Here is a 22,297-nt window from a genome sequence, read left to right on the forward strand (position 1 = left end):
ATTTTACTATTAACAAGCCGCCATAATGAAAATAACAACGTTAACGACTATGTTTAGCCGCTGGTTTTCCAATGCTGCAGACATCCCCGATTCTATTCGTATAACTGTTCCAATGTTAGTTAGCCTAGGTGTATTTTATAGCTTGGGTTTTACTAGTGCCGGGATCTCTGGCCTAATTACAGCATGGTTACTCGGGGTCCAAGCGCGAAATCTACCCTATTTAAAACGATTACAAATACTGTCTATTTCAATACTAATCACCGTTATTGCAACCTATTTAGCTTTTTTAGTCTTTAGTGATATGTGGCTAAGTGCGATTACATTATGCTCAATTGCTATCCTTTATGGCTTAATGTCTAACCAACGCCCTCACATTCGTCTATTTGGTTATAACTTTGGCTTTATCTACATTATGGCGATTCACTTTGCCTCAGTCGGCGATAGTTTAAGTATTGTTCTTATGGCTAATGTCTTTGCTGGCTTTTGTGTAACGCTCTCATCTTTAATGCTATGGCCTTTTTTTAAAGGACGTATATTGCATCAACACACAGTGACTGTGCACAACGCATTGGCTGATTGGCTTAATGAATTACGTTTATCTAATAATGAGGCACAGCTAGCGGCAAAACGACAGTTCTTTTATCTAAGTGCCCACAATTTAGCGTATTATAGTAATTCTGTTTCATCGTCTAAACGCGCCCTACAAATAAAAATAGAACTACAACGTTTATTAGAAATGTCTGAATATATTATTTGTTTAGAGCGAGTACTCAGCTTTGATATTCATACAACAACACGCATTAAACTGTTTGAGTGGATAGAAAAAGCCTCCGAGCAATTAAAAAACAAACAACAAATCACAGCAACATTTGCAACGAATGAATACACAAATACAATATATATTATTGATATAATAGAAAAATTCAAACGCTGCTATAACTTTGATACTTTTGCATCACCCGATAACAGTAAAAATATCTATTTATTTACTAATGACAGTGAAGCATTTATCAGTGATTTTCGTCTTGCTCTCAAATTTAATTCTAAAGAATGGCGCCATGCTGGTAAAATTGCGGTTACATTAGCGGTAACTCAATTTTTAACTGAATTTTACCACCTCCCACAAGGCTATTGGATTTCACTAACAGCATTTATTGTATTACTAACATCATCAATGGCAGTCACTAACCACCGAATTTGGAGCCGTTTTTCTGGTACCTCTTTAGGGGGGATTTATTGCTTTATCTGCTTATATTTTGTGCCACCACAATACCTTCTGTTACTAACCAGTATTTCCGTCTTCTTTTCTTTTACGTCATACCACAAGGAACGTTACGACATCCATGTGTTTTGGCTAACATCAATGATTGTATTCGCGATTAGCTTGTTATCCCCAGATAATACTTATGTGTCTTTTTATCGTATTATCGATACCTTATTTGGGGTAACTATCGCATTTTCAGTGAACTATTTCATTGCACCAAGTTGGACAATGACATGGTTAGATCGTCATACTGCCAGCATGATAAATTCCCAAATCTTATATGTTGCAGTGCTAAACAAACCGCAATGGGAACAAAAAATTAACTTATACCAAAGCCAGCAACGTTATTATTCATTAAATGGCGAAGTGATGAATTTACTTAAAGAACCTAATTTAAGTCCTCGTACATCGAAAGACTGGCTAAGCTTATTAGTATTAATTCAACGTTTAAATGATGCATTATTATTAGCGACAAAATTAGGTATTCAATCAGATAAACCACAATCTACAGATCGTTGGGTCAACCAATTACAATGGATCAAACAAACATTTCCTGATCGTTGTAAACATGGAGAGATGCCGCCGTTTTATACAGAAACAGCACCGATCCCTAAAGATATGTTATGTGCACTAATCGAAAAAGACATTCAACAACTTACCGCATGGATGCTATATCAGCGGGCTTTTGTTGTATAGCAAACGTAATATTTAGTTATTAATAAAGAAAAACCGCGCATCATTCAGATACGCGGTTTTATTTTTTCGATGTATATATTGACGTTATTTAATTCATTTGACGTACTGTCACTGAATTAATTTGTAATGGATCATACTTTGGTGCATCAAGCTTTAATGCTTTAACTGCAGCACGTCCGGCAGGTGTAATGCCCCCTTCATAAGAAGGTTCTGTCGCACCAGGGATCATATAAGCTTTAGAGCCTGGTGACCAAGCATTAAAGAAGCCACTTAAATCAACTTGTGCTGCATAAGATGCACATACCATTAGTTGATCACCTTTACTCAAACCTTGTGTTGATTGACAAGCATTCGGTATTGGTAATTGCATATTGTCTTCTAAACCACCACGCGTTAGGCGGTGCATTAATTTAAATAAATTCCAGCCCTTCATGCCATCAACATCAGTAACGTAATAACTAGGTAACTTTCCAGTAATAACGTTAGTAATATCAAACTCAGCTTCAGCCCACTCTTTTAATTGAGCAAACATCACTAATCGTTCGCCATTACCACCAGCTGCCCAAGCATAGTCTAATTTAGCAAAATCAGGTGCCATACGAATATCTTGTTCAACACGCACCATTTTACCAAGATGTTTATCTTGCATATAAAGTGCAAGAATATTGTTAGTTACCTCAGTTGAACCTTCAACACTAAATGGTGCTTCAGCTGCGTTATGACCAACCTCGTGCCATAACAACCAACTGTTTAGCGGTGACATTTTTATATCACTACTTTTAGTATCAAAGCTGATATTCATAACCGGATAACCAGAGTGTGCCGCACCAATAGAGATAGCGACATCATTAACTACATGATGCTTATTATTTGGCAGTGTCGTGTCCGTTACTTTACGATGATGCCCCGTACCTTCACCCTTCACTTCATCACGCGCATAAAAATCATTTAAATCTTCGGCAAAAACATCTAACTCTTGTGCGAATTGCTGTGGACTACCACCATAATTACTCGCTTGTAGATTTTTTGAGGCCGCAGTATAAATAAAGCTATTCGATTCAATTTCACCAATTGGAGCCACTGAATCTTGAGGGTTTACCCAAGCATTATCTTTATACCATGGTGCAGCAACGGTTCCATCTAGATTAACCGTTACATTCCCTATTTCATTACCTGATACATAAATCAAACCACCGTACGGCGCGGTAAACGCTTTCGAACCACCAGCAGGTAATGTGAATGACTTAGAAACACGCGGTGGACGCTGTAAACCCAACTCATGCTTTTCACGTCCAGTTAGATCGTCAGCCAAAGCGACGGTCACCGTTACTGGATTACTATTTCCTTGTACTGTAATAGTAAATGGCTGATATGCCACAGCCCATTGACCTGTTGATTGACGATTACCCGCGTACCATGCAACGGTATGACTTGATAAATCAACATCCACATTGGCTGACGATGAACCTTTGGCTTCACCCGGATATTGACGAATATCCGCTTTAATGTCTAAATCAAAATATGAACGACCCAACATTAAACGCGTTAACGGTTTTTCCATATAATTAAGTGGATAGCTTGGGTTCATCCAACCTTGATATTCTGCATTTACGTCGCTATTCGCACCATAAACCATATTGTTATCAACAAGGCTTTGACCTAACTCTGCACTACAGGCTGTTTGACTTGGCGCATTATCACCATAACAATTTAGGAATTCAGTAAAACGCTCAAAACCTAATTCATCATTATTAACACCAGACTCATAACGGTAATCAAGATCATTCCACAGCCATACCGTCATATTTTGGTAAATACGATTTAGATCAACACTGTTTAAACGCTCACCTTTATGGCCTTTAGTGCGGAAATACAATTCATGCTGATATAAACGTTCGATATTAGTACCAAGATCGGCTGCTTTCACCATTGCTTTCGCAGTCGCTTCATTGAGATCTAATTCTTGGTAACGCGGTGTATACATGCCACCATCAGTCGCAATACCCGTTCCAGGTCGGTATTCTAAGCAGTTAACCTCATAGTGGTAATCGCTAAGCTGGCATTCTTGATAACCAAACTCATCCAATAGCTGCTGTTTTGCAATATTAATTTGTTCTGGCGTTTTATTAAATGTATCAATAAATGCAACAACAGTTTCGTTTTTACCTTCATCGTTAGTAATGACTTTCTTCGCAACTTCTAATTTGGGTTTATCATCAGGTTTATTATTGGTAATAAAATCCCAATTCACAGAACCATCTGCATTTATCGTATAAGGCAAGGCAGGTTTATTATCCTCACCCTGTATAGCCGCATAACGTTCAATGACCCAAAAACCATGTTCACGTTGTGCACGAACACGATTAGGATAACCATAACTAGGGCCACTAGTAACCACTGAATGGCCATTTAATGCTAAACCCGCACCATCTAATAAACGAGCAAACTCATCTTTAGGTTGAGAAGTAATACTTTCCATAATAAGTATATTGCCACCACGCTCAACATAGCTGAGTAAGCCAGAGACATCCTGCTCTGTCAGTTTCGGCTTACTAATATCAGCAACAGTCGGAATAGTATAACCACTTGTAATAGTATTAAATTCATATCCATTAAGAATCACTAATGGCATTGTTTCCGGATCAATCGAACTAAAATCAGTCACTTGTTCAACATTTAACTTAAAGCGTTTATCTGCTTTAAATTCTGCGGAGCGACCAACCTTTTGCCCTGCTTGACGGAAATAAACATGTGATATATTGGTTCCAACAGTAATAGGATCCGCAGAATGACTATAACTCTCGCCTAATAAGTAACGGAACGTATTAGTAAAGAAGTTACCCATATCTGGGCTATCCATTGAATCAGCACCGCGCTGACTACACACACCATTCTTATCAACACTGCCGTTCCAACTGTAGCTATCAGGGCAGACCAAAATACTATTATAGCGGTTATGACCCACCATCATAACTTTACCGATTCCTAACTCACCAATACTGATAAAAGGTAAGTTAAACGTTGCAGTCTCTGCTCCAATATTTTCTGGAACAACTTTTGATGGCGCTTCGGTGATATACGCTAGGCTTTTTTCATCCCATGCTTTTTTATCACCAAACTTGATCCAATAGTTATTATCATTACGCGCCATTAAAATAGGAAAAGCACGATTAGATATATTGATCGAACTTTGACCTCGAGCACCACCAGAACTGCCATAAAACCATGTTGAATCAGTAAACACGTGGAATTTATTAACGGGTTTCCAGCCAGCTGTAATCGCCTCAGCCCCTGCACCCCAAAGCTTATTAATATCCGCTTGGATATTTTTATCTGTTACTGTTGCAGTGCGCGGAAATGACAAGGGTGAGAAAGCCACATTTGCCTTACAAGTATCACCACAAATTGCGCTATCAATCTGTTGTGCTAAACCTGACTCAAATTGCTTATCAAATTCACCAGCAACAGGTTTTAACTCACCAGTACCATCATTCAATTTTACTGACTCAGACAACTCGATATTTAACGCTTCATTAATCACATTAGGGTATTGAGCAAATACGTTATGAACACGCTCAGAAATCTGAATATGATCAGTAGCGTCAGAATAGCGCTGTAATAAACGAACAATATTACGTCCAGCATGCCCTTCAGCTAGATCTGTCACCGTAAATTGGGTTTTATTGGCTTTAAGCTCACCTAGCTCAAAGGTATCAATACCAAAGGCAACACTTTCACCCCAGCTAAAACTAAATTTACCTTCAGCATCAGTTTGCCCACGCCCTGATGGACTGTAATAATCAACGCCGACAATAGGTTGACTATCTAAATCACGTAAAAAGCCTTCCGTTAAAATTACTTTAGTTGGCTGATAACTTAAATTTTGCTCAGCATTAGCACTGACAAAACCACTGTTTAAATCATTACTCGTTCCTGGTGACACAACTGGTTGTGATTCAGGTTCATGAGTTGATGGTTTACTGTCAGTTTCTGTACTTTCGTCAAGTTTATCGCTAATCAACGCATTAAATTCAGCGGTTGGCAGCAATATATCATCAGTATTATAGAAAAGATTAAACCGTACTTGGTCAATATCTGACAATTTAAAATCAATCACTTTACCGCTTACAACAGCCATTTTATTCAATAATGCTTGTGTGTTAGCAATTGCATTTTGACGTTGGGCATCATTAGCAAAAGCAGCAAAGCGATCTGATTCAGCAAGTGTCAGTAATTTAGTCTTTTCTTTAGAACCGGACTTAGTTGTTTGCAATTGAACTGCGCTAAATGTAGCTAATTCGATATTATCAAATGAACATTTAATCGTATCGTTATGCTCGATGATAAAATCAGTAGCGGGTGAATCATTACAAATGACACTCGTACCAAAATTCATATCACCATTAAGTGAAAACACACCTGTTGCAGACAGAACAACATCAGGATCTTCTGGGTCAACTACTGGAGGTAAAATATCTGGTTTATCTGGATCAACAGGTGGGATAATCTCAGGTGTTTCAGGATCAACGACAGGTGGTGGAGGAATAGGATCACTTGAATCACTACCGCCATTACACCCCATCAAAAGAGCCGATGATATAGCCAACACAATCAATTTTTTATTTACCACAATACACGTCCAATAAGTTATTTTTATTATAAATATTAGCTGTATATATATATTGAGTTATCGCTATAAGCAATAGTCATATGCGGTAAATAAACAAATCTAAAAAAAAGTCCTTACTATTATAACCTGCTGAAAATAAACGTATTATATAGTTACTCTTTGTAACATATAGATACAATATTTGCATTGCAATAGCTGTGGATTATTATGCCGTAATAAAAATCAAGGATACATACTCACCGTTTTATCTTTCGTATTAACCGTTAAATAAAAATTATTATCCGATTCATCATATCGATTAAAACTAAATAAGAAACATTGTTGGCAATCAAAAATACGTTGCGAATAATTAAGCGCTAGATTACTACCACCTTTGCGGTAATATTGACTATCAAGTGCAATCCCAACAGCCACTAATGCTTGCTGACGATTATTAAAATCAGGTGCTTTGCTTATATCAGTGAGGTAATGACCTGCATTATATTCAATACGGTACATTTTATTATCGTCAGCAATTAAAATATCACGCCACCCATTATGTGATTCATCGGCCAATAAAATCGGTTGGTAGATATTTACCCATTGTGCTAATTTTTTCTGAGTATGGTTAAACAGATATCCTTGACAACCTGTTTTAGTACAATACTCTTCAGTTTGCATAAGAATAAAAACTTCATCACTACCGTTATTATTTAAATCTGCATACCCATAAAGATAAGGAAACAAACCATCTTCACTTATCGGTAAAGATTGATCTGGCTTTAATATATATTTATGTACAATTTCCGCCGCAAATTCGGCACGATCTTTATTATTATCTAAAGACAATGTGTTTTTAGTTCCCGTCAAGGAATGATCATTATGAACTCGATCAGCTATCATTACCGCACCAACACATACAACTGCTAACAATACATACAACACTCCATATTTTATCATTCCTAACACCTTTATTAACTTATTCCTTTTAGTGTACTAACTATGATGTATTTTCGCTGATTCTATTGTAATAAAAACCGTTAGTGACAAGATCAACTAACGGTTTTTTATTATCCATTTAGATTATTTCGTCTTCTCTTTCGAGGTTCATCAATAACCCTTCGATGCCAAATCGAGTAATGCCGTAATCCTGCAGGTCCATGAGCAATAAAGACTGAAAGTAATAATACTGTAATATAAATATTGGGTTGTTGCTGTGGAAGCAAAGCAATTGAAGCGAGTAATCCTAATTTAATAAAGGTTAATACGCCCTTAAGTTGAATTAACCACAACTTTGAACGATAAATTTCTTGTACCATCATTAAGACACCACTGAACATGGCTAATAACCACCAATTGAGCCATAGCGCTTTATCAAGATGATAAATAAAACCGCCACTCGATATGGCAACACCTAAGATATGTAATGCGCGAATAGATGTTTTGCTTAAACGTTGAATCCAAAAACGAGTTTCAGATAATTGATATTGAGGATGTTCAGGCAATGAATGTTTGGTCATAATGACATCACTAGTAAGTAAAAAAACGCCACCAGCATAACGTATTTATCTATATGGCTAAACCTTACTGTTTAAAAGCTCGAAATTCACCAATTATACCATCACGGACTCGGTAACAATCCATACCTGCAGCATGTGCCGCTTGGCAACCTAATTCTGTATCTTCAAATACCACACATTGTACTGGTGGTATGCCTAATGCTCGTGCCGCTTCCAAAAAGGTATCAGGTAATGGTTTATGGTGCTGAACATCATTTGCAGTAACGACTACATCAAGTAAAGGCAGAATACCTAATGTAGTTAGTATTTCTAAAGCATGGTAACGATAACACCCTGTACCAACAGCAATACGCTTGTTTATTGCTTTTTGTTGTTTCAATATGGAAAATGTCGCAGGAATAATATCGCCCTTATGGTTGATATCATCAAAATGGCGTAATTTACTCATAACCAGTAACTGAGGATCTGCATCAATATTATATTTTTTTAATAATGCTATCGCGGTATTAATCGTGGGTGATCCACCCATTGAATAAAACCAATCACATTCAAATGGCAATCCAAAATCATGACATGTCTGCTGCCATGCTTTAATATGAGCAGGTATTGAATCAACTAATGTGCCATCCATATCAAATATAATCCCTTGATACGCTGATAAATCCATTTAATACTCCTGATATACAATATATTTTATTATTATGCCCTATTTTTAATAATAGTATTTACGATGAAAAGGCTCTGTATTATTGCATACTGCGATTAAGGCTTGAGACCCACCTTGATCAGGGTGTAATTTCATTGACAATTGTCGATGCCTTTTTTTATTTCTACTCTCGAGCAGCTATCGTTAGTACCAAGTAATTCATCAAATATTGTCATTACTCAAATCATCAAAAGAAGTCTATTCTAATTAGAAACAACTCTAATATAAACTGTAAATAATCATCCATCTACGATGATTCTTTATCATTATTTGAACGAAATTTTCCTGGTGAACAGCCTATATGTTTTTTAAATACTCGAGAAAAATAAGACACATCTTTAAATCCTGCAGAAGTAGCCACTGATGCAATTTTTTCATGATCAGAACTTAATAATCCACACGCTAAATCTAACCGCTTTTGAATAATATATTGTTTTAATGTCACACCCATTGTCGTATGGAATAATCGAGAAAAATAAGTGGCAGAAAAATCACACGCTTTCGCTAACTCATCTTCACGCAATGGTGCACTAATATCATTATCAATGATTGATAATGCTGGTAATATTGAGCGTTCACGTTGTGACAGATCATCACCTACAATGATATCTTCTCTATGGGTATGTAGTCGACTTAAACAACTATCAATTTTTTGCCTATTCGCACTCGCAACTAAAATATCTTCTGCACCAGCACGTAAAGCCACAATGGCTAATTCAGAATCTAACTCATGGTAAACAATCACAATTTTAACAATAGAATAATGCTGTTTAATAATCCTCAATAATTTAAAACCATTAGATTGTGAGTTCTCAATTTCAATAAATATCAATTCATTTCCTGACATTGTTAATAATAACTCATACGGTGAAACTTCTAAAACATTATGATATTTAATAAGATTATTTTTAACACTAGTATATTTTTCTTTATGGCAGCAATTAACCCAAATCACATTACCCCCTAGTACGACGACTAACGCATTTCGCTATCCAACATTACACTTTAAATATACAACTGTATTTATACATTTAAATAAGAATATAAATACATACTCTTAATAAAGTAATGGAATATCACAGTATCTGTTGTTCTAAATATTAGATTTCAGCATTATTACATCAATATACCAATGAAAAATAAAACGATAATCAGAAAGAATATCTAAAATTCTATAACTTAGCCTGACTCACACAACCATTAAAATTAACCATTGTTTTGTGACGCATATCGAATAATAATAACAAACGATTGTCTGTATTTTATAATATGGTCAATAATGCAGCCTAATCTTATAAATTAATTAAATGTAAATGATTCCATTTTTAGCTACAATTCGCCCCTTTTATGTATCTTTACTGTTAGCCTGTAGCCTATTATTTCAAATAAATATTGCTCATGCTGCTGAGCATAAACGTCCTTATGTCGTTGCCGCTTATTATCCTGATTGGAAAATTTATACACCCAATAATCCGTATTCCGCAAGTATGATTCCAGCTGAAAAATTAACTCATCTTATCTATGCTTTTCTAGCCGTCTGTGGTCCTGTGGATTCATCACCAGATAACATCAAAAAAATCATCAAAACTCAATGTAAAGATAAACCTATTGGCACCGCCATTATTCTCGATGAATATGCAGCATTACAAATAAAACTCACAGGTGAAACTGCAACTAACGTCAGCTATAAAGGAAATTTTGGTCAGTTAAAGCTGTTATCAGAAAAACACCCTCACTTAAATATTCTTCCAAGTTTTGGTGGTTGGACCCTTTCAGAGCCTTTTCATACGGTTGCTGTTAATCCTGTTTATCGACAAACATTTATCAATACTGCCATAGATTTAATCACTAAATATGATTTTTTTGATGGTATCCAAATTGATTGGGAATATCCTGGTGGTCATGGTTTATCCGGTAAAGGACAAAATCAAGTCATCCAAGAACGAGAAGCTTATAGTCTTTTAATTGAAGGATTACGCCATAAATTAGACGATCTTGGTCGTCAGCATAACCGTCAATACCAACTTTCGGCAGCCATCAATGCTGACACAAAAACCTTACCGGGTATCAATTGGGCGCAGGTTACTAATCATTTAGATCAACTCTATTTAATGAGCTTTGATTTCTTAGGTAACTGGGATAACGTCGTTGGTCATCACAGTAATTTATACAGTACCCCCAATACACCAAATAATAATTCTGTCGATAATCTAATCAAAACACTAATAGGGAAAAAGGTTGATCCACATAAGATCATTATTGGTAGTTCTTTTTATGGCAGAGGCTGGCAAGGCGTTGATCTTATATCTCCCGACAAACTTGAAAATTTACAGAGCCAAGGTGGATTAAAAAAAGGATCTGATATTAAAGATCCTGGATATTTTACTTACAGTGATATCAGTAAGTATTTTATCAACAACCCCAAATTAGGTTATCGCTATTTCTATGACCAACATGCAGAGGCCGCTGTACTCTATAATCAAAAAAATAAAGAATATATTAGCTTTGAAGATAAACGGTCCCTTAAAGCAAAAGCTGATTACGCAAAGAAACACAAACTTGGCGGAGTATTTGGTTGGGAAATTACATCTGACGCCAATAACGAACTGATCACTATACTCGATAATAATTTAAATCCTTAGTTATCAAGTATAACTTGCTACTAATATCAATTATGCTGACATAACTGATACCTATTTGGCTGGTTTATTTTTATACGGAATATTCTTTTTATTTACATCTGAGGCTTATTTTATTTAGCTAGCGCTTTTTTTTTTACTTTTTTGCTGACAATCACATTTTTATCCCCTAACATTACGGTCGAAATGAGTTCCGATGAAGATAGCAGGAGAGCGGCCATTGACGAATGCCATTATGGCATAACACGTCGGCCCGCCGAAGAAGTAAGCGAAAAACGATATGATCCCATCATGTTTTGACTCGTAAATCTTTCAGGCACCACGTTGCAGTAATGCAATAGGTATGGACTGTTATTGGAGGAGCCTCTGGAGAGACTCGTTAAATCGAGCGCCGAAGGAGCAAACCGTAGCATATTACGGTGAAACTCTCAGGCAAAAGGACAGAGGAGATAAGAGCAGCAACAAGAAGCCATTCTGTAACTAACACTTACCTGTTGTTCTATATCTCTTCCTTTGTACGTTGAAGGAGGAATAATGAATCCACTACATGACACAATTTTTAATTTTCTACGCACATTAGATAGCTTTATTTGGGGGCCTCCCCTATTAATTTTATTAGTAGGTACAGGTTTATACCTCACAATTCGACTTGGTTTTATCCAGATCCGCTATTTACCACTCGCATTGCAATATGTGTTTGGTGGCAAAAAAGATCCAGATAGCTCCGGTGAAGGTGATGTATCAAGTTTTGCTGCTTTGTGTACTGCTTTATCTGCCACAATAGGTACAGGTAATATTGTTGGTGTTGCAACTGCAATCAAATTAGGTGGCCCAGGCGCGCTATTTTGGATGTGGCTTGCTGCTTTGTTTGGCATGGCAACAAAATATGCAGAATGCTTATTAGCCGTTAAATACCGTGAAATTGATGCCAATGGTCAAATTCTTGGTGGTCCAATGTACTACCTTGAAAAAGGCGTTGGTAGTAAATGGCTTGCTAAACTGTTTGCTATTTTTGCCGTCGGTGTTGCTTGTTTTGGTATAGGTACCTTTCCGCAAGCGAATGCGATTGTGGAAGCTGCACATATTTCACTGAATGCACCCAAAGAAATTACCGTTGTTATATTAACGCTTTTAGTTGCGACAGTAACATTAGGTGGTATTCAATCGATTTCAAAAGTAGCAAGCACGGTTGTACCATTGATGGCTGGCTTTTATATTATGGCCTGCTTAATTGTTTTAGGTACTAATTTCCACGCACTACCCGCTGCAATTGAAACCGTTATTCAATCAGCTTTTACTGGTCATGCGGCTACTGGTGGTTTTGTAGGTGCCGGAATGATGTTAGCTATTCAATCGGGTATTGCACGAGGTGTGTTCTCTAACGAATCAGGATTAGGCAGTGCGCCAATTGCTGCGGCTGCTGCGCAAACAAATTCATGTGTACGCCAAGGCTTAGTCTCAATGACGGGAACGTTCTTTGATACTATCATCATTTGTACAATGACGGGTTTAACCCTTGTGGTTACTGGTGCATGGACAGGTGATTTTGCTGGCGCAACAATGACGACACATGCCTTTGCTGCTGGTTTGAATTCTGCTTATTATGGCCCCTTAATGGTATCCATTGGCTTAATGTTCTTTGCCTTTACTACTATTTTGGGTTGGAACTACTACGGTGAACGCTGTATTACTTATTTATTTGGCGTAAAAGCGATTATGCCTTACAAATTAGTTTTCTTAGTGCTTATCGCCAGTGGCGCATTCATGCAGTTAGATATGATTTGGGTTATTGCTGATATTGTTAATGGTTTAATGGCGATTCCAAACCTGATTGGTTTAGTGGTATTACGCCATGTTGTTATTGATGAAACCCAACAATACTTTGCAAACCTAAAATCACAGCGTGAAAATAGCGATCCAATCTCAGTAAGCTAATTTATTAACGCGCAATAAAAAGCCTCAGTTCATCACTTCAAACGTGATACTGAGGCTTTTTTGTTTCTTCTTAATACTATTACTTATTAAACCGTCTCTCGCTTGCCGTAAGCTGTTCATCATATCTCTCTACCCTCTAACGACAGTCTTGTCGCAAATCCTTCTATATCGCATTCTTAGTCTCTTCAGCAGCAACACCATTACCTAGGTAATCATGAGATTTAATCATTACTATGTTGCCAACATAAATACCGATGAATGTTATTCTTCCTGCTCTGCTCTCGCATTATGACAAAAAAAAACGGATGCCAATGACTTTATCAGTCGGCACCCGTTTCATTTGAACATTTTACTAATCGATACTAAGTAACATTAACTCATAATTATGCAGCAGTCACTTTTGATAAAGTGTCTTCACCGCGCATAACACGCGTTAGCTTAGGTGCAATAATCATAGTGAAAATTGCAATACCCGCAGTAGAGTAACCAATAATACCAAACACATGGCTATATAACATTAGTGTCTGATGCGGCTCAACAACGTTTGCAGGCGCTGCAGTTAGCGTCGCAACCCAACCAGCAATAACAGCGGCTGTTGCTGATGTTAGGAACCACATACCCATCGCAAAGCCCATCATTCGTTGTGGTACAAGTTGAGCAACCATGGCTAAACCAAGACCTGACACAAACAACTCACCAATAGATTGGAAACCATAAGAAACAATAAGCCAATTTGAATCAACAATACCATCGCTATTGGCAAAATGCGCACCAAGAACTAACACTAAGAATGACAAGCTACATAACACCATACCCAATGCGAATTTAAATGGCATAGAGAAACGATCACCATATTTATTATAAATCATCGCAAGTGCTGGACTCGCAATCATGATCCATAATGGGTTAAGTGCTTGAAACTGTTCAGGAGCAACTCTTATACCAAATAAATCATGCGAGATATTATGGATCGCAAAGAAGTTAAGTGACGTTGGCATTTGGAAATAAAGAACGAAAAATACAACACCTTGTAACATCAGTACAAACGCAACAAACATTTTTGCACGTTCAAGACCTGATGTTGAGAAGAGTTCTTTAAAATACAACCCTACAATAGTCGTACCAACAACAATTAAAATAGCATGCGCATAAAACAGATGTTGTAATAATACAGAACTAACAAAACTCAACGCAACGGCACCAATAACAACACCCATATAATATATTTTATTAACAGGTTTCATATCAGGTTTAGAACCGATATTTTTAACAATATGACCACTAATAAAGAAATTGATAAGGGTAATAACAAGACCTGCAGCACTGACACCAAAGGCAAAATCATAACCAAATCTTTCTGCGATCCATGGTGATAATAGCATCGAGAAAAACGAACCTAGATTGATAGCCATATAGTACATTGTAAATGCACCATCTAGACGAGGATCATCTTTACCATAAACTTTTGCTAATAAGCTTGATGGGTTAGCTTTAAATAAGCCATTACCCATAGTAATAAAGCCCATTGCGATATAAATAAGATCTGAACCACCGTAACCACTGGTCGCAGATAAACCTAATAAGGCATAACCAACGACAAGCACCATAGCGCCTAATCGAATGGTTCTTTTTGTTCCGAGAACTTTATCCCCTACCCAGCCACCGATAGCAACAGAGCCATATACCAATGCTGAAAAAGCACCAAATAAAGTAAAAGAAGCGGTTTCTGACATGCCAAGAATTTTAACCATATAAACAGTTAAAATTGCTTGCATACCGTAGAAACCAAAACGTTCCCAGAATTCAATTGAAAATATCAAATAGAACGGTTTTGGTTGTTTAAATACGTTCCCGTCAGACATATGCTGCTCCTTGAAAGATTTCAGGTAAAACTAATCTAAACACGTATATTTCTTAATGTTATTTCGCCCCAATGTGAAATAACCAGAATAATGACGCTATACCGTTTTATTAGTAATGAATATAAAGTAAAAAGCAGCTACAAATTATAGTTATGCATTTTCTACATTAAGACTGAAATAAAACAATAAATAAAGACACCGAAAATGGAATATTACATACCGCCAATAATCCATTATTATTAATTTCTTTATAAACATATAATTAAATCATTAAAACACCGTTTGATTGTTATTCCATATGATTATCATTTATTTAAAGATAATTATTACTTAAATGATAATAATTATCACTCAATAAATTAACATGGTAGTACTGTTTTTTTAGCCTATTTTATATTCTATAGACTACTCTTTAATAATAAAAAATGAGCATATTACTCAAGACTATTAGCACACTTATTTATGTTCAAATGAGCAAAGCTAATGTAGTTATTCAATATAACGAATAAGGTAGGTATTATGGTGAAAAAATCATCACGACGTCGTTTTTTACAATTAACGGCTGCTGGGTTAATCGGACTGACTCTCGATAATAAGTATCTAATACGCTCAGTTTCTGCCGCTGAACTTCCTCACCTTGAAGAAAACAATCCACAAGCAAGCGTACTTAAATATGTTAATGAATCAAATATTGAAGGCCAACAATGTAAAAACTGCCTTCTAATTCGTAATGATACAAATAATAGTAACTGGCAACCCTGTGCTATCTTTCCAGGAAAAACCGTTAATATTAACGGTTGGTGCTCAGCCTATGCTCCAAAGCCTACCTAGCAATTATCTATTTATCTTTCTATTTAAAAATGCCTGCATTATAAATGCAGGCATTTTTATTATTATCAGACCCATTAACCGAAACAACGTTCTCCCCAACGCGCTAAACCTGCAGTGACTGAACCAAAATAATTGCCACTTACAATAGGAATATTAGGTAATTGCTGTTCAATACATTGGCGTAAAATAGGTGAACGAGCGGTTCCACCCGTCATAAAAATAACATCAGGCACAATTTTACTTTGCGCCATTGCTTCAACAACAAGCTCTCGCATTTTCTCTTTTGGCGTTTCTATTGCTTCTGCCAGTTGTTGCGCTGAAATGTCAACTTTAAACAAATCTTGCATTACCGTCATATTAACCGTGTGTTGTGCTTGACTAGATAACGCGATTTTGGCTTCTTCTGCGTGGCGAATAATCTGATACCCTAAGGTTTCATGATAAACATGTATTAATCGCGACAATAATTGTGGATCAGCAGCATCATGCCGAAGTCTTTCTAATGCTCGTAAATTAGCATCACCATAAAATTCAGTTTGGGCTGCAACATTATTAATCGCAATCGGGTTCCAAAACTGATTAAACGGCATATCAATACCACGAACCGTTTTACTACCTAAACCAAATTGTGGCATTAATTGCTTAAACGCTAAGTGAATATCCAGATCGTTACCACCAACCCGCTGACCACTATGCGCCAATAAACTTGAACTTCGATCAGAAAGGTTACGAAAACTCGGCCCCATTTTAATTAACGAACAGTCAGTTGTACCACCACCAATATCAACCACCAGCACTGTTTTATCGGTGGTTAATGTTGATTCATACTCAAGCCCAGCTGCAACAGGCTCAAACTGAAAGCACACATTTTTAAAACCTGCTCGCTTAGCGGCTTGTAATAAAATACCTTCCGCTTGTTGGTTAGCACTCTCGCCACCAATCCCTTGAAAATTTACCGGACGTCCAATAACGGTACTGGTAATATCTTTCTGTAAATGTTGCTCTGCCGTTCGCTTAATATTCACCATCATTGCACAAACAAGATCTTCAAAAAAACTAATTTGGCCGTCACGTAAACCATTCGCACCTAAGAAAGACTTTGGTGATTTGACGTAATACACTTCTTCAGGATCATCAAGATAGAGATCAAGCGCAGCCTGACCAAATTGTAGGTCACCCGCAACAACCTCTATATCTTCTTCACGATTAAAAGCCATGGCACGACGTAAAATCTGCTCACCAACACTGTTTGATGGTGAAATTCCCATAAAACGATACAAATATTCAGACACGGCTTCTCGTGTCGGTGCACATAAGGTCGACGGAATATATTGATTATTTTTCTCTAATGGTAAAAGTTTAGGCTTACTGTCTTCCATCACTGCAACCGAACAATTCGCGGTTCCATAATCAAATCCAATGTACATCGATTAACACTCACATGCGGCAAAAAAGCCGCTAATAATAGCTGATTATATAATGTAATACACGGAGATATTTGTTCTCAATTAGAGATAACAACGCAATATTAATAAACGTTTATTATTTATGCTTAAATGGATTAAGTAGCACGTTTTTTATGGTTTTTATTATTTTATCGATGCATTTTTAGCAATTTATAGACATAATAGAAAGATTATTTTTAATAAAAGTACTGAAATATGAAACGTATTTATCAAGCTTTTTTTGTTCTACTCTTTACTGTGTTTGCATTATCAGGATGTTCTGATTCAAAAACACCACAAGAAGGTGATCAATATTCAGTGATCCCTACTCCAATGCCAGAAATGAAAGGTATTACTGAGATTTTTTCTCTGTCTTGTGGCCATTGTCGTAAAATGGAAAGCATTCTTCCTGAAATAAAGAAGCTAACCAATAGCAATATTAAACAAGTTCACGTTATTTTTAATGAAAGTGCTCAAAAAGCCGCCTTTATTTTCTATGCTGCAATGGTACAAACAGATAACAAACCAAGCCACGCATTAGTTGAGCAATTATTTGCATTTGTACAAGACTCACCAAAAGATATGAGTGTTGAACAACGTAAAACCGCAGTAGATAAAATATTCCATGATAACAACTTAAAGAGCCCTTATGAACTAACAGAAGTTCAACAAAAAGAAGTCTTTAAGATGTTCCAACAATCAGAAGATATTGTCCGTAACGCAGCGCTAGAATCAGTGCCAGCATTCCTGATTAATGGTAAATACCTTGTAAATACCAGTGCACATAAAAACATACAAGATTTAGCTGCTACTATTGATTATCTAAAAAACAAATAATCATTATTTGAATATTCGGCTATAAATACCTGTCAATGACAGGTATTTTTTCATCTCTAACTAAATCACCAACAATAACGGATTTACAATATTAAGCTTTTATAACCGCATTACCCCAATCTTAATCATCTTTCCATCAATATCAGTCAAACATCACCCTCATCATTCTATTTGCAGTAAATTATTCCAACTCAACCCCATTTCCATAAAAAAGGCATAACATTTAAGTCTAATTTGTCGTACAAATATACGCGCGTATTTATAGTACACATAAATGGATTTTTAACATTAGCAAGGAGATGCTTGTTATGAGTGATATTGCTTTATCTATCAGTATATTATCACTGGTAGCCGTACTCGGTTTATGGATGGGAAACTGGCGCATTAAAGGCGTTGGTCTAGGTATTGGTGGCGTATTATTTGGCGGAATTATTGTTGGTCATTATACCGAAACAATGGGCGTTACTTTAAATGCACATACCTTACATTTTATTCAAGAATTCGGTTTGATTTTATTTGTTTACACCATTGGTATTCAAGTCGGGCCAGGCTTTTTTGCATCATTACGAAGCTCTGGTTTAAAGCTCAATGGTTTTGCTGCACTGGTCGTATTATTAGGCTGTTTAGTCGCGATCATGCTTTATGTTGTTTTTGATGTACCACTCCCTATTTTATTGGGGATCTATTCTGGTGCTGTCACAAATACTCCGGCATTAGGTGCTGGACAACAAATTTTATCAGAGCTTGGCATATCTGCAGATTTATTAGATATAACGGGTATGGGTTACGCCGTCGCTTATCCTTTTGGTATTTGTGGCATTCTTATTACAATGTGGCTATTACGATTAATATTCAAAGTTAACATTGATCAAGAAGCAACAGTTTACAACTCTAACAGTGGCGATAAAAAAGAAGGCTTACAAACACTCAATGTTGCCGTTCGTAACCCTAATTTAAATGGTCTCACCTTCGTTCAAATTCCAGCAATCACCGAAGGCGCTATTATTTGTTCACGCTTAAAGCGAGGTAATCAACTTTCAATACCTAAAGAATCAACCACAATTGAACTCAATGATGTTTTGCACTTAGTGGGTACAAAAGTAGCACTTGAAAAAGCACGACTCGTTATTGGCGATATTGTCGATATCTCCCTTTCAACAAAAGGTACTGATTTACACGTTGAACGTTTAGTGGTCACGAATGAAATTGTATTAGGCAAAAAAATTCGCGAATTAGAACTAAAAGAAAAATACGATGTGGTGATTTCTCGACTTAACCGAGCCGGTGTTGAATTGGTGCCTAATAGCCAAACATCACTCCAATTTGGTGATATTCTTAATCTTGTTGGTAGCAAAGACGCTATTGCTGCTGTCAGCGGTATGGTGGGAAATGCTGAACAAAAACTCCAACACGTGCAAATGTTACCTGTTTTTATTGGCATTGGATTAGGCATCTTATTAGGCTCAATTCCCTTATATCTGCCAGGATTCCCTGCGGCGCTAAAACTAGGTCTTGCCGGTGGTCCTTTAATCGTAGCTCTCATACTGGCTAGAATTGGTAGTATTGGCAAACTATATTGGTTTATGCCACCAAGTGCTAACCTAGCATTACGTGAAATTGGCATTGTATTATTTTTAGCAGTAGTGGGCTTAAAATCAGGCAGTGGCTTTGTTGATACTTTAGTCAATGGTGATGGCTTTAGTTGGATGGCTTACGGCGCACTCATTACCTTCATTCCTTTAGTTATTACTGGCTGTATCGCTCGTATGTTTGGTGAGCTAAATTACCTTTCTATGTGTGGCATGTTAGCGGGGTCAATGACAGATCCACCAGCACTAGCCTTTGCAAATGGATTGCATCCAAGTAATGGTGCTGCTGCACTTTCTTATGCTACCGTTTATCCGCTGGTTATGTGTTTGCGTATTTTATCACCGCAAATACTGGCGATCCTACTCTGGATTTGATGAGAAAAAAGCAGCCATTATCGTTAATATTCAGACGATAATGGCTATTACTTATAACATAAAAAACATCAAACGATTCGATACAGGCTCATTAATCAACAAACACCAAACATGGCATGCCATGGTGATCTATTTTATCAATACCCGTTTTAAACACCGCTTGTAACCGCTCAACCGTCATAACCTGTTCAACCCCACCAAATGCAACACACTGCCCATGATCTAACAACATCACGTTATCGGCTTCACGTAAGGTTCGATTGAGATCATGATTCACCATGACAACCGCAATGCCCTGCTGTGCCATTTTTCGAACCAATTGATACATTGTGGCTTCTTGGCCGATATCTAAAGCAGCCGCGGGTTCATCAAGCAATAACAGCTTTGCTTGAGGGTTAATCGTTGGCCAAACTTGTAAACATGCAGCAGCGAGTCGTACTCGTTGCCATTCACCACCAGATAACTGTTGAATATTACGAGATAACTTATCTTGAATATCTAACCGCTGACAAATCTCATCTAATGCTATTTGAAATTGCACCCTATCCACATTGTGCAAAGCAGATACCGCAAGTGATAAATATTGAAACACAGGAATAGAAAAACTGGGTTTATCTTGTTGTGATAAATAACTGCGAACATGCGCTAATGATGGTAAATCATAATCCACCAAATCATTATTCAATAATGTAATGCGTCCTTCATAATCAAACAAACCCGATAAAATGGATAAAACAGTGCTTTTACCGCTGCCATTAGGCCCGATAACATGCGTTATTTGCCCTGAATAAAGGGTTAACGACATTGGTAATAACCGTGGTACAAAAGCGATATCTTGAGCGGTTAATATTAACTCAGCCGTTGAACGGTCACTTTTTTCAAACATTATTGCCATTATTTTATTTAATCCAACTGCGAACGCATAAGCATCCAAATAAACACGGGAGCGCCCAATGACGTTGTCACAACACCAATAGGCAAGTCAGCATCTGCTAATAAAACCCGCGATAAGGTGTCAGCTAATACTAATAATATTCCGCCACAAATAGCAGAAAGAGGCAGTAAATATCGATTTTCAGTACCAAACTGTAACCGTAATAAGTGCGGGACAACTAAGCCAACAAACCCAATCACCCCAGCGAGTGCCACCGAACAGCCAACCAATAGCGAGATCATCAAAATCAACAACCATCGAATACGCCTAACGTCGACCCCTAATTGACGCGCTGCCACATCACCCAGCATCATCACATCCAGTGATTTACCTTGCAGACAAAGCACAATCAATACGGGCACAATCACAAATAAGAGTGACAATTGCTCCCAACTCACGCCACCGACACTGCCCATCAACCAATACATCAATTGGCGCATACTTAAATCATCACTGAAATAAAATGCCCATGTCACTACTGCCCCCGATAAAATACCAAGCGCAACACCAATTAATAATAATCGTGCCATAGAGACTTTTTGGCGCCGAGAAAATCCGACTAAAATAAGAGTAAACAATAACGCGCCAGCCATCGCCGCTATCATGGTAATAAAAGGCGTCGGTGTAATAGGAACAAAAAACAATAACAACACCACAGCGAGGCTCGCACCGCCTGAAATACCTAACACACCAGGTTCTGCTAATGGATTACCCAACAATACTTGTAATACCGCCCCTGAACTTGCCAATGCCGCGCCAACAATTAAGGCTGCTAATACGCGTGGTATGCGTAATTGTAATAATAATTGTTGTTCAAGTGCGCCATTCGGAGCCCAAGGTAAAATCCAAATCTCACCAACGGCAACAGCAAACACACAAATAGCAACCAATAATAACGATGAGACGATTAAGCAAGTACGCCACCGTCGTTGCTGTCGGTATAATAATTCATTTAACAACATCACTATTTATTACACCCAAAGAGTAAAACCAAACACAATACATTGCCGTTATTATAATGCAAACAAACATGGAAAAAAGTTAAGCATTAAAGA

Annotated in this window: 15 protein-coding genes and 1 riboswitch; of the genes, 6 read left to right on the plus strand and 9 right to left on the minus strand. The window is 37.1% G+C overall.

Going from position 1 to position 22,297, the window contains the following annotated elements; all coding sequences use genetic code 11:
* Positions 1 to 25 precede the first annotated feature (25 nt).
* Positions 26 to 1,960, plus strand: a complete 1,935-nt coding sequence (locus CIK00_RS00150) for an FUSC family protein (protein WP_101766918.1) — start codon at positions 26 to 28, stop codon at positions 1,958 to 1,960.
* Between the two features lie 88 nt (positions 1,961 to 2,048).
* Here the strand turns inward: CIK00_RS00150 and CIK00_RS00155 are convergent, their stop codons facing one another.
* From CIK00_RS00155 to CIK00_RS00175, 5 genes are all read right to left on the minus strand, one after another.
* Complete coding sequence (locus CIK00_RS00155) at positions 2,049 to 6,542, minus strand: SslE/AcfD family lipoprotein zinc metalloprotease (protein WP_101766919.1); 4,494 nt, start codon at positions 6,540 to 6,542, stop codon at positions 2,049 to 2,051.
* A gap of 270 nt (positions 6,543 to 6,812) precedes the next feature.
* Positions 6,813 to 7,529: a hypothetical protein gene (locus tag CIK00_RS00160; RefSeq protein WP_101766920.1), complete on the minus strand. Its 717-nt coding sequence runs from the start codon at positions 7,527 to 7,529 to the stop codon at positions 6,813 to 6,815.
* Positions 7,530 to 7,639: 110 nt separating this feature from the next.
* On the minus strand, positions 7,640 to 8,089 hold the full coding sequence (locus CIK00_RS00165; RefSeq protein ID WP_101766921.1) for a hypothetical protein: 450 nt from the start codon (positions 8,087 to 8,089) through the stop codon (positions 7,640 to 7,642).
* A gap of 64 nt (positions 8,090 to 8,153) precedes the next feature.
* The gene (locus CIK00_RS00170; RefSeq protein WP_101766922.1) at positions 8,154 to 8,756 is read right to left on the minus strand and encodes an HAD family hydrolase; all 603 of its coding nucleotides are present in this window, start codon (positions 8,754 to 8,756) and stop codon (positions 8,154 to 8,156) included.
* 286 nt (positions 8,757 to 9,042) lie between these two features.
* Positions 9,043 to 9,750: an AraC family transcriptional regulator gene (locus tag CIK00_RS00175; RefSeq protein WP_101766923.1), complete on the minus strand. Its 708-nt coding sequence runs from the start codon at positions 9,748 to 9,750 to the stop codon at positions 9,043 to 9,045.
* Positions 9,751 to 10,108: 358 nt separating this feature from the next.
* On the opposite strand from CIK00_RS00175, the gene CIK00_RS00180 reads away from it, so the two are divergent.
* The gene (locus CIK00_RS00180; RefSeq protein WP_101766924.1) at positions 10,109 to 11,437 is read left to right on the plus strand and encodes a glycoside hydrolase family 18 protein; all 1,329 of its coding nucleotides are present in this window, start codon (positions 10,109 to 10,111) and stop codon (positions 11,435 to 11,437) included.
* A gap of 353 nt (positions 11,438 to 11,790) precedes the next feature.
* Positions 11,791 to 11,888, plus strand: a riboswitch (glycine riboswitch).
* Between the two features lie 80 nt (positions 11,889 to 11,968).
* Complete coding sequence (locus CIK00_RS00185; RefSeq protein WP_101766925.1) at positions 11,969 to 13,369, plus strand: alanine/glycine:cation symporter family protein; 1,401 nt, start codon at positions 11,969 to 11,971, stop codon at positions 13,367 to 13,369.
* Between the two features lie 383 nt (positions 13,370 to 13,752).
* On the opposite strand, the gene dtpA is transcribed toward CIK00_RS00185, so the two are convergent.
* A complete protein-coding gene (gene dtpA / locus CIK00_RS00190; protein WP_101766926.1) occupies positions 13,753 to 15,231 on the minus strand; it encodes a dipeptide/tripeptide permease DtpA in 1,479 nt (492 codons plus the stop codon).
* Positions 15,232 to 15,750: 519 nt separating this feature from the next.
* Here dtpA and CIK00_RS00195 point away from each other — a divergent pair.
* Complete coding sequence (locus CIK00_RS00195; protein ID WP_101766927.1) at positions 15,751 to 16,062, plus strand: high-potential iron-sulfur protein; 312 nt, start codon at positions 15,751 to 15,753, stop codon at positions 16,060 to 16,062.
* Between the two features lie 74 nt (positions 16,063 to 16,136).
* Here CIK00_RS00195 and yegD read toward each other — a convergent pair whose 3' ends face one another.
* On the minus strand, positions 16,137 to 17,489 hold the full coding sequence (gene yegD / locus CIK00_RS00200) for a molecular chaperone (RefSeq protein WP_101766928.1): 1,353 nt from the start codon (positions 17,487 to 17,489) through the stop codon (positions 16,137 to 16,139).
* 234 nt (positions 17,490 to 17,723) lie between these two features.
* Between yegD and CIK00_RS00205 the strand changes: the two genes are divergently transcribed.
* Both CIK00_RS00205 and CIK00_RS00210 read left to right on the plus strand, forming a co-directional pair.
* Positions 17,724 to 18,344 carry a thiol:disulfide interchange protein DsbA/DsbL gene (locus CIK00_RS00205; protein ID WP_101766929.1) on the plus strand — a complete coding sequence of 207 codons (621 nt, stop codon included), beginning with the start codon at positions 17,724 to 17,726 and terminating at the stop codon, positions 18,342 to 18,344.
* 308 nt (positions 18,345 to 18,652) lie between these two features.
* On the plus strand, positions 18,653 to 20,308 hold the full coding sequence (locus tag CIK00_RS00210; protein ID WP_101766930.1) for a putative transporter: 1,656 nt from the start codon (positions 18,653 to 18,655) through the stop codon (positions 20,306 to 20,308).
* A gap of 91 nt (positions 20,309 to 20,399) precedes the next feature.
* Here CIK00_RS00210 and btuD read toward each other — a convergent pair whose 3' ends face one another.
* Together btuD and btuC are read right to left on the minus strand one after the other, a co-directional pair.
* The gene (gene btuD / locus CIK00_RS00215; RefSeq protein ID WP_101767372.1) at positions 20,400 to 21,194 is read right to left on the minus strand and encodes a vitamin B12 ABC transporter ATP-binding protein BtuD; all 795 of its coding nucleotides are present in this window, start codon (positions 21,192 to 21,194) and stop codon (positions 20,400 to 20,402) included.
* Positions 21,195 to 21,211: 17 nt separating this feature from the next.
* Positions 21,212 to 22,204, minus strand: coding sequence for a vitamin B12 ABC transporter permease BtuC (btuC, locus tag CIK00_RS00220; protein ID WP_101766931.1), 993 nt, complete (start codon positions 22,202 to 22,204; stop codon positions 21,212 to 21,214).
* Positions 22,205 to 22,297 lie beyond the last annotated feature (93 nt).

The organism is Photobacterium carnosum, assembly GCF_002849605.1.
Classification (GTDB): domain Bacteria; phylum Pseudomonadota; class Gammaproteobacteria; order Enterobacterales; family Vibrionaceae; genus Photobacterium; species Photobacterium carnosum.

What these genes read in the sequence shown, in the direction of transcription:
- CIK00_RS00150 (WP_101766918.1), top strand. Translation starts at nt 26, where the DNA reads ATGAAAATAACAACGTTAACGACTATGTTTAGCCGCTGGTTTTCCAAT.
- CIK00_RS00155 (WP_101766919.1), bottom strand. Translation starts at nt 6,542, where the DNA reads ATGGGGTGTAATGGCGGTAGTGATTCAAGTGATCCTATTCCTCCACCA.
- CIK00_RS00160 (WP_101766920.1), bottom strand. Translation starts at nt 7,529, where the DNA reads ATGATAAAATATGGAGTGTTGTATGTATTGTTAGCAGTTGTATGTGTT.
- CIK00_RS00165 (WP_101766921.1), bottom strand. Translation starts at nt 8,089, where the DNA reads ATGACCAAACATTCATTGCCTGAACATCCTCAATATCAATTATCTGAA.
- CIK00_RS00170 (WP_101766922.1), bottom strand. Translation starts at nt 8,756, where the DNA reads ATGGATTTATCAGCGTATCAAGGGATTATATTTGATATGGATGGCACA.
- CIK00_RS00180 (WP_101766924.1), top strand. Translation starts at nt 10,109, where the DNA reads ATGATTCCATTTTTAGCTACAATTCGCCCCTTTTATGTATCTTTACTG.
- CIK00_RS00185 (WP_101766925.1), top strand. Translation starts at nt 11,969, where the DNA reads ATGAATCCACTACATGACACAATTTTTAATTTTCTACGCACATTAGAT.
- dtpA (WP_101766926.1), bottom strand. Translation starts at nt 15,231, where the DNA reads ATGTCTGACGGGAACGTATTTAAACAACCAAAACCGTTCTATTTGATA.
- CIK00_RS00195 (WP_101766927.1), top strand. Translation starts at nt 15,751, where the DNA reads ATGGTGAAAAAATCATCACGACGTCGTTTTTTACAATTAACGGCTGCT.
- yegD (WP_101766928.1), bottom strand. Translation starts at nt 17,489, where the DNA reads ATGTACATTGGATTTGATTATGGAACCGCGAATTGTTCGGTTGCAGTG.
- CIK00_RS00205 (WP_101766929.1), top strand. Translation starts at nt 17,724, where the DNA reads ATGAAACGTATTTATCAAGCTTTTTTTGTTCTACTCTTTACTGTGTTT.
- CIK00_RS00210 (WP_101766930.1), top strand. Translation starts at nt 18,653, where the DNA reads ATGAGTGATATTGCTTTATCTATCAGTATATTATCACTGGTAGCCGTA.
- btuD (WP_101767372.1), bottom strand. Translation starts at nt 21,194, where the DNA reads ATGTTTGAAAAAAGTGACCGTTCAACGGCTGAGTTAATATTAACCGCT.
- btuC (WP_101766931.1), bottom strand. Translation starts at nt 22,204, where the DNA reads ATGTTGTTAAATGAATTATTATACCGACAGCAACGACGGTGGCGTACT.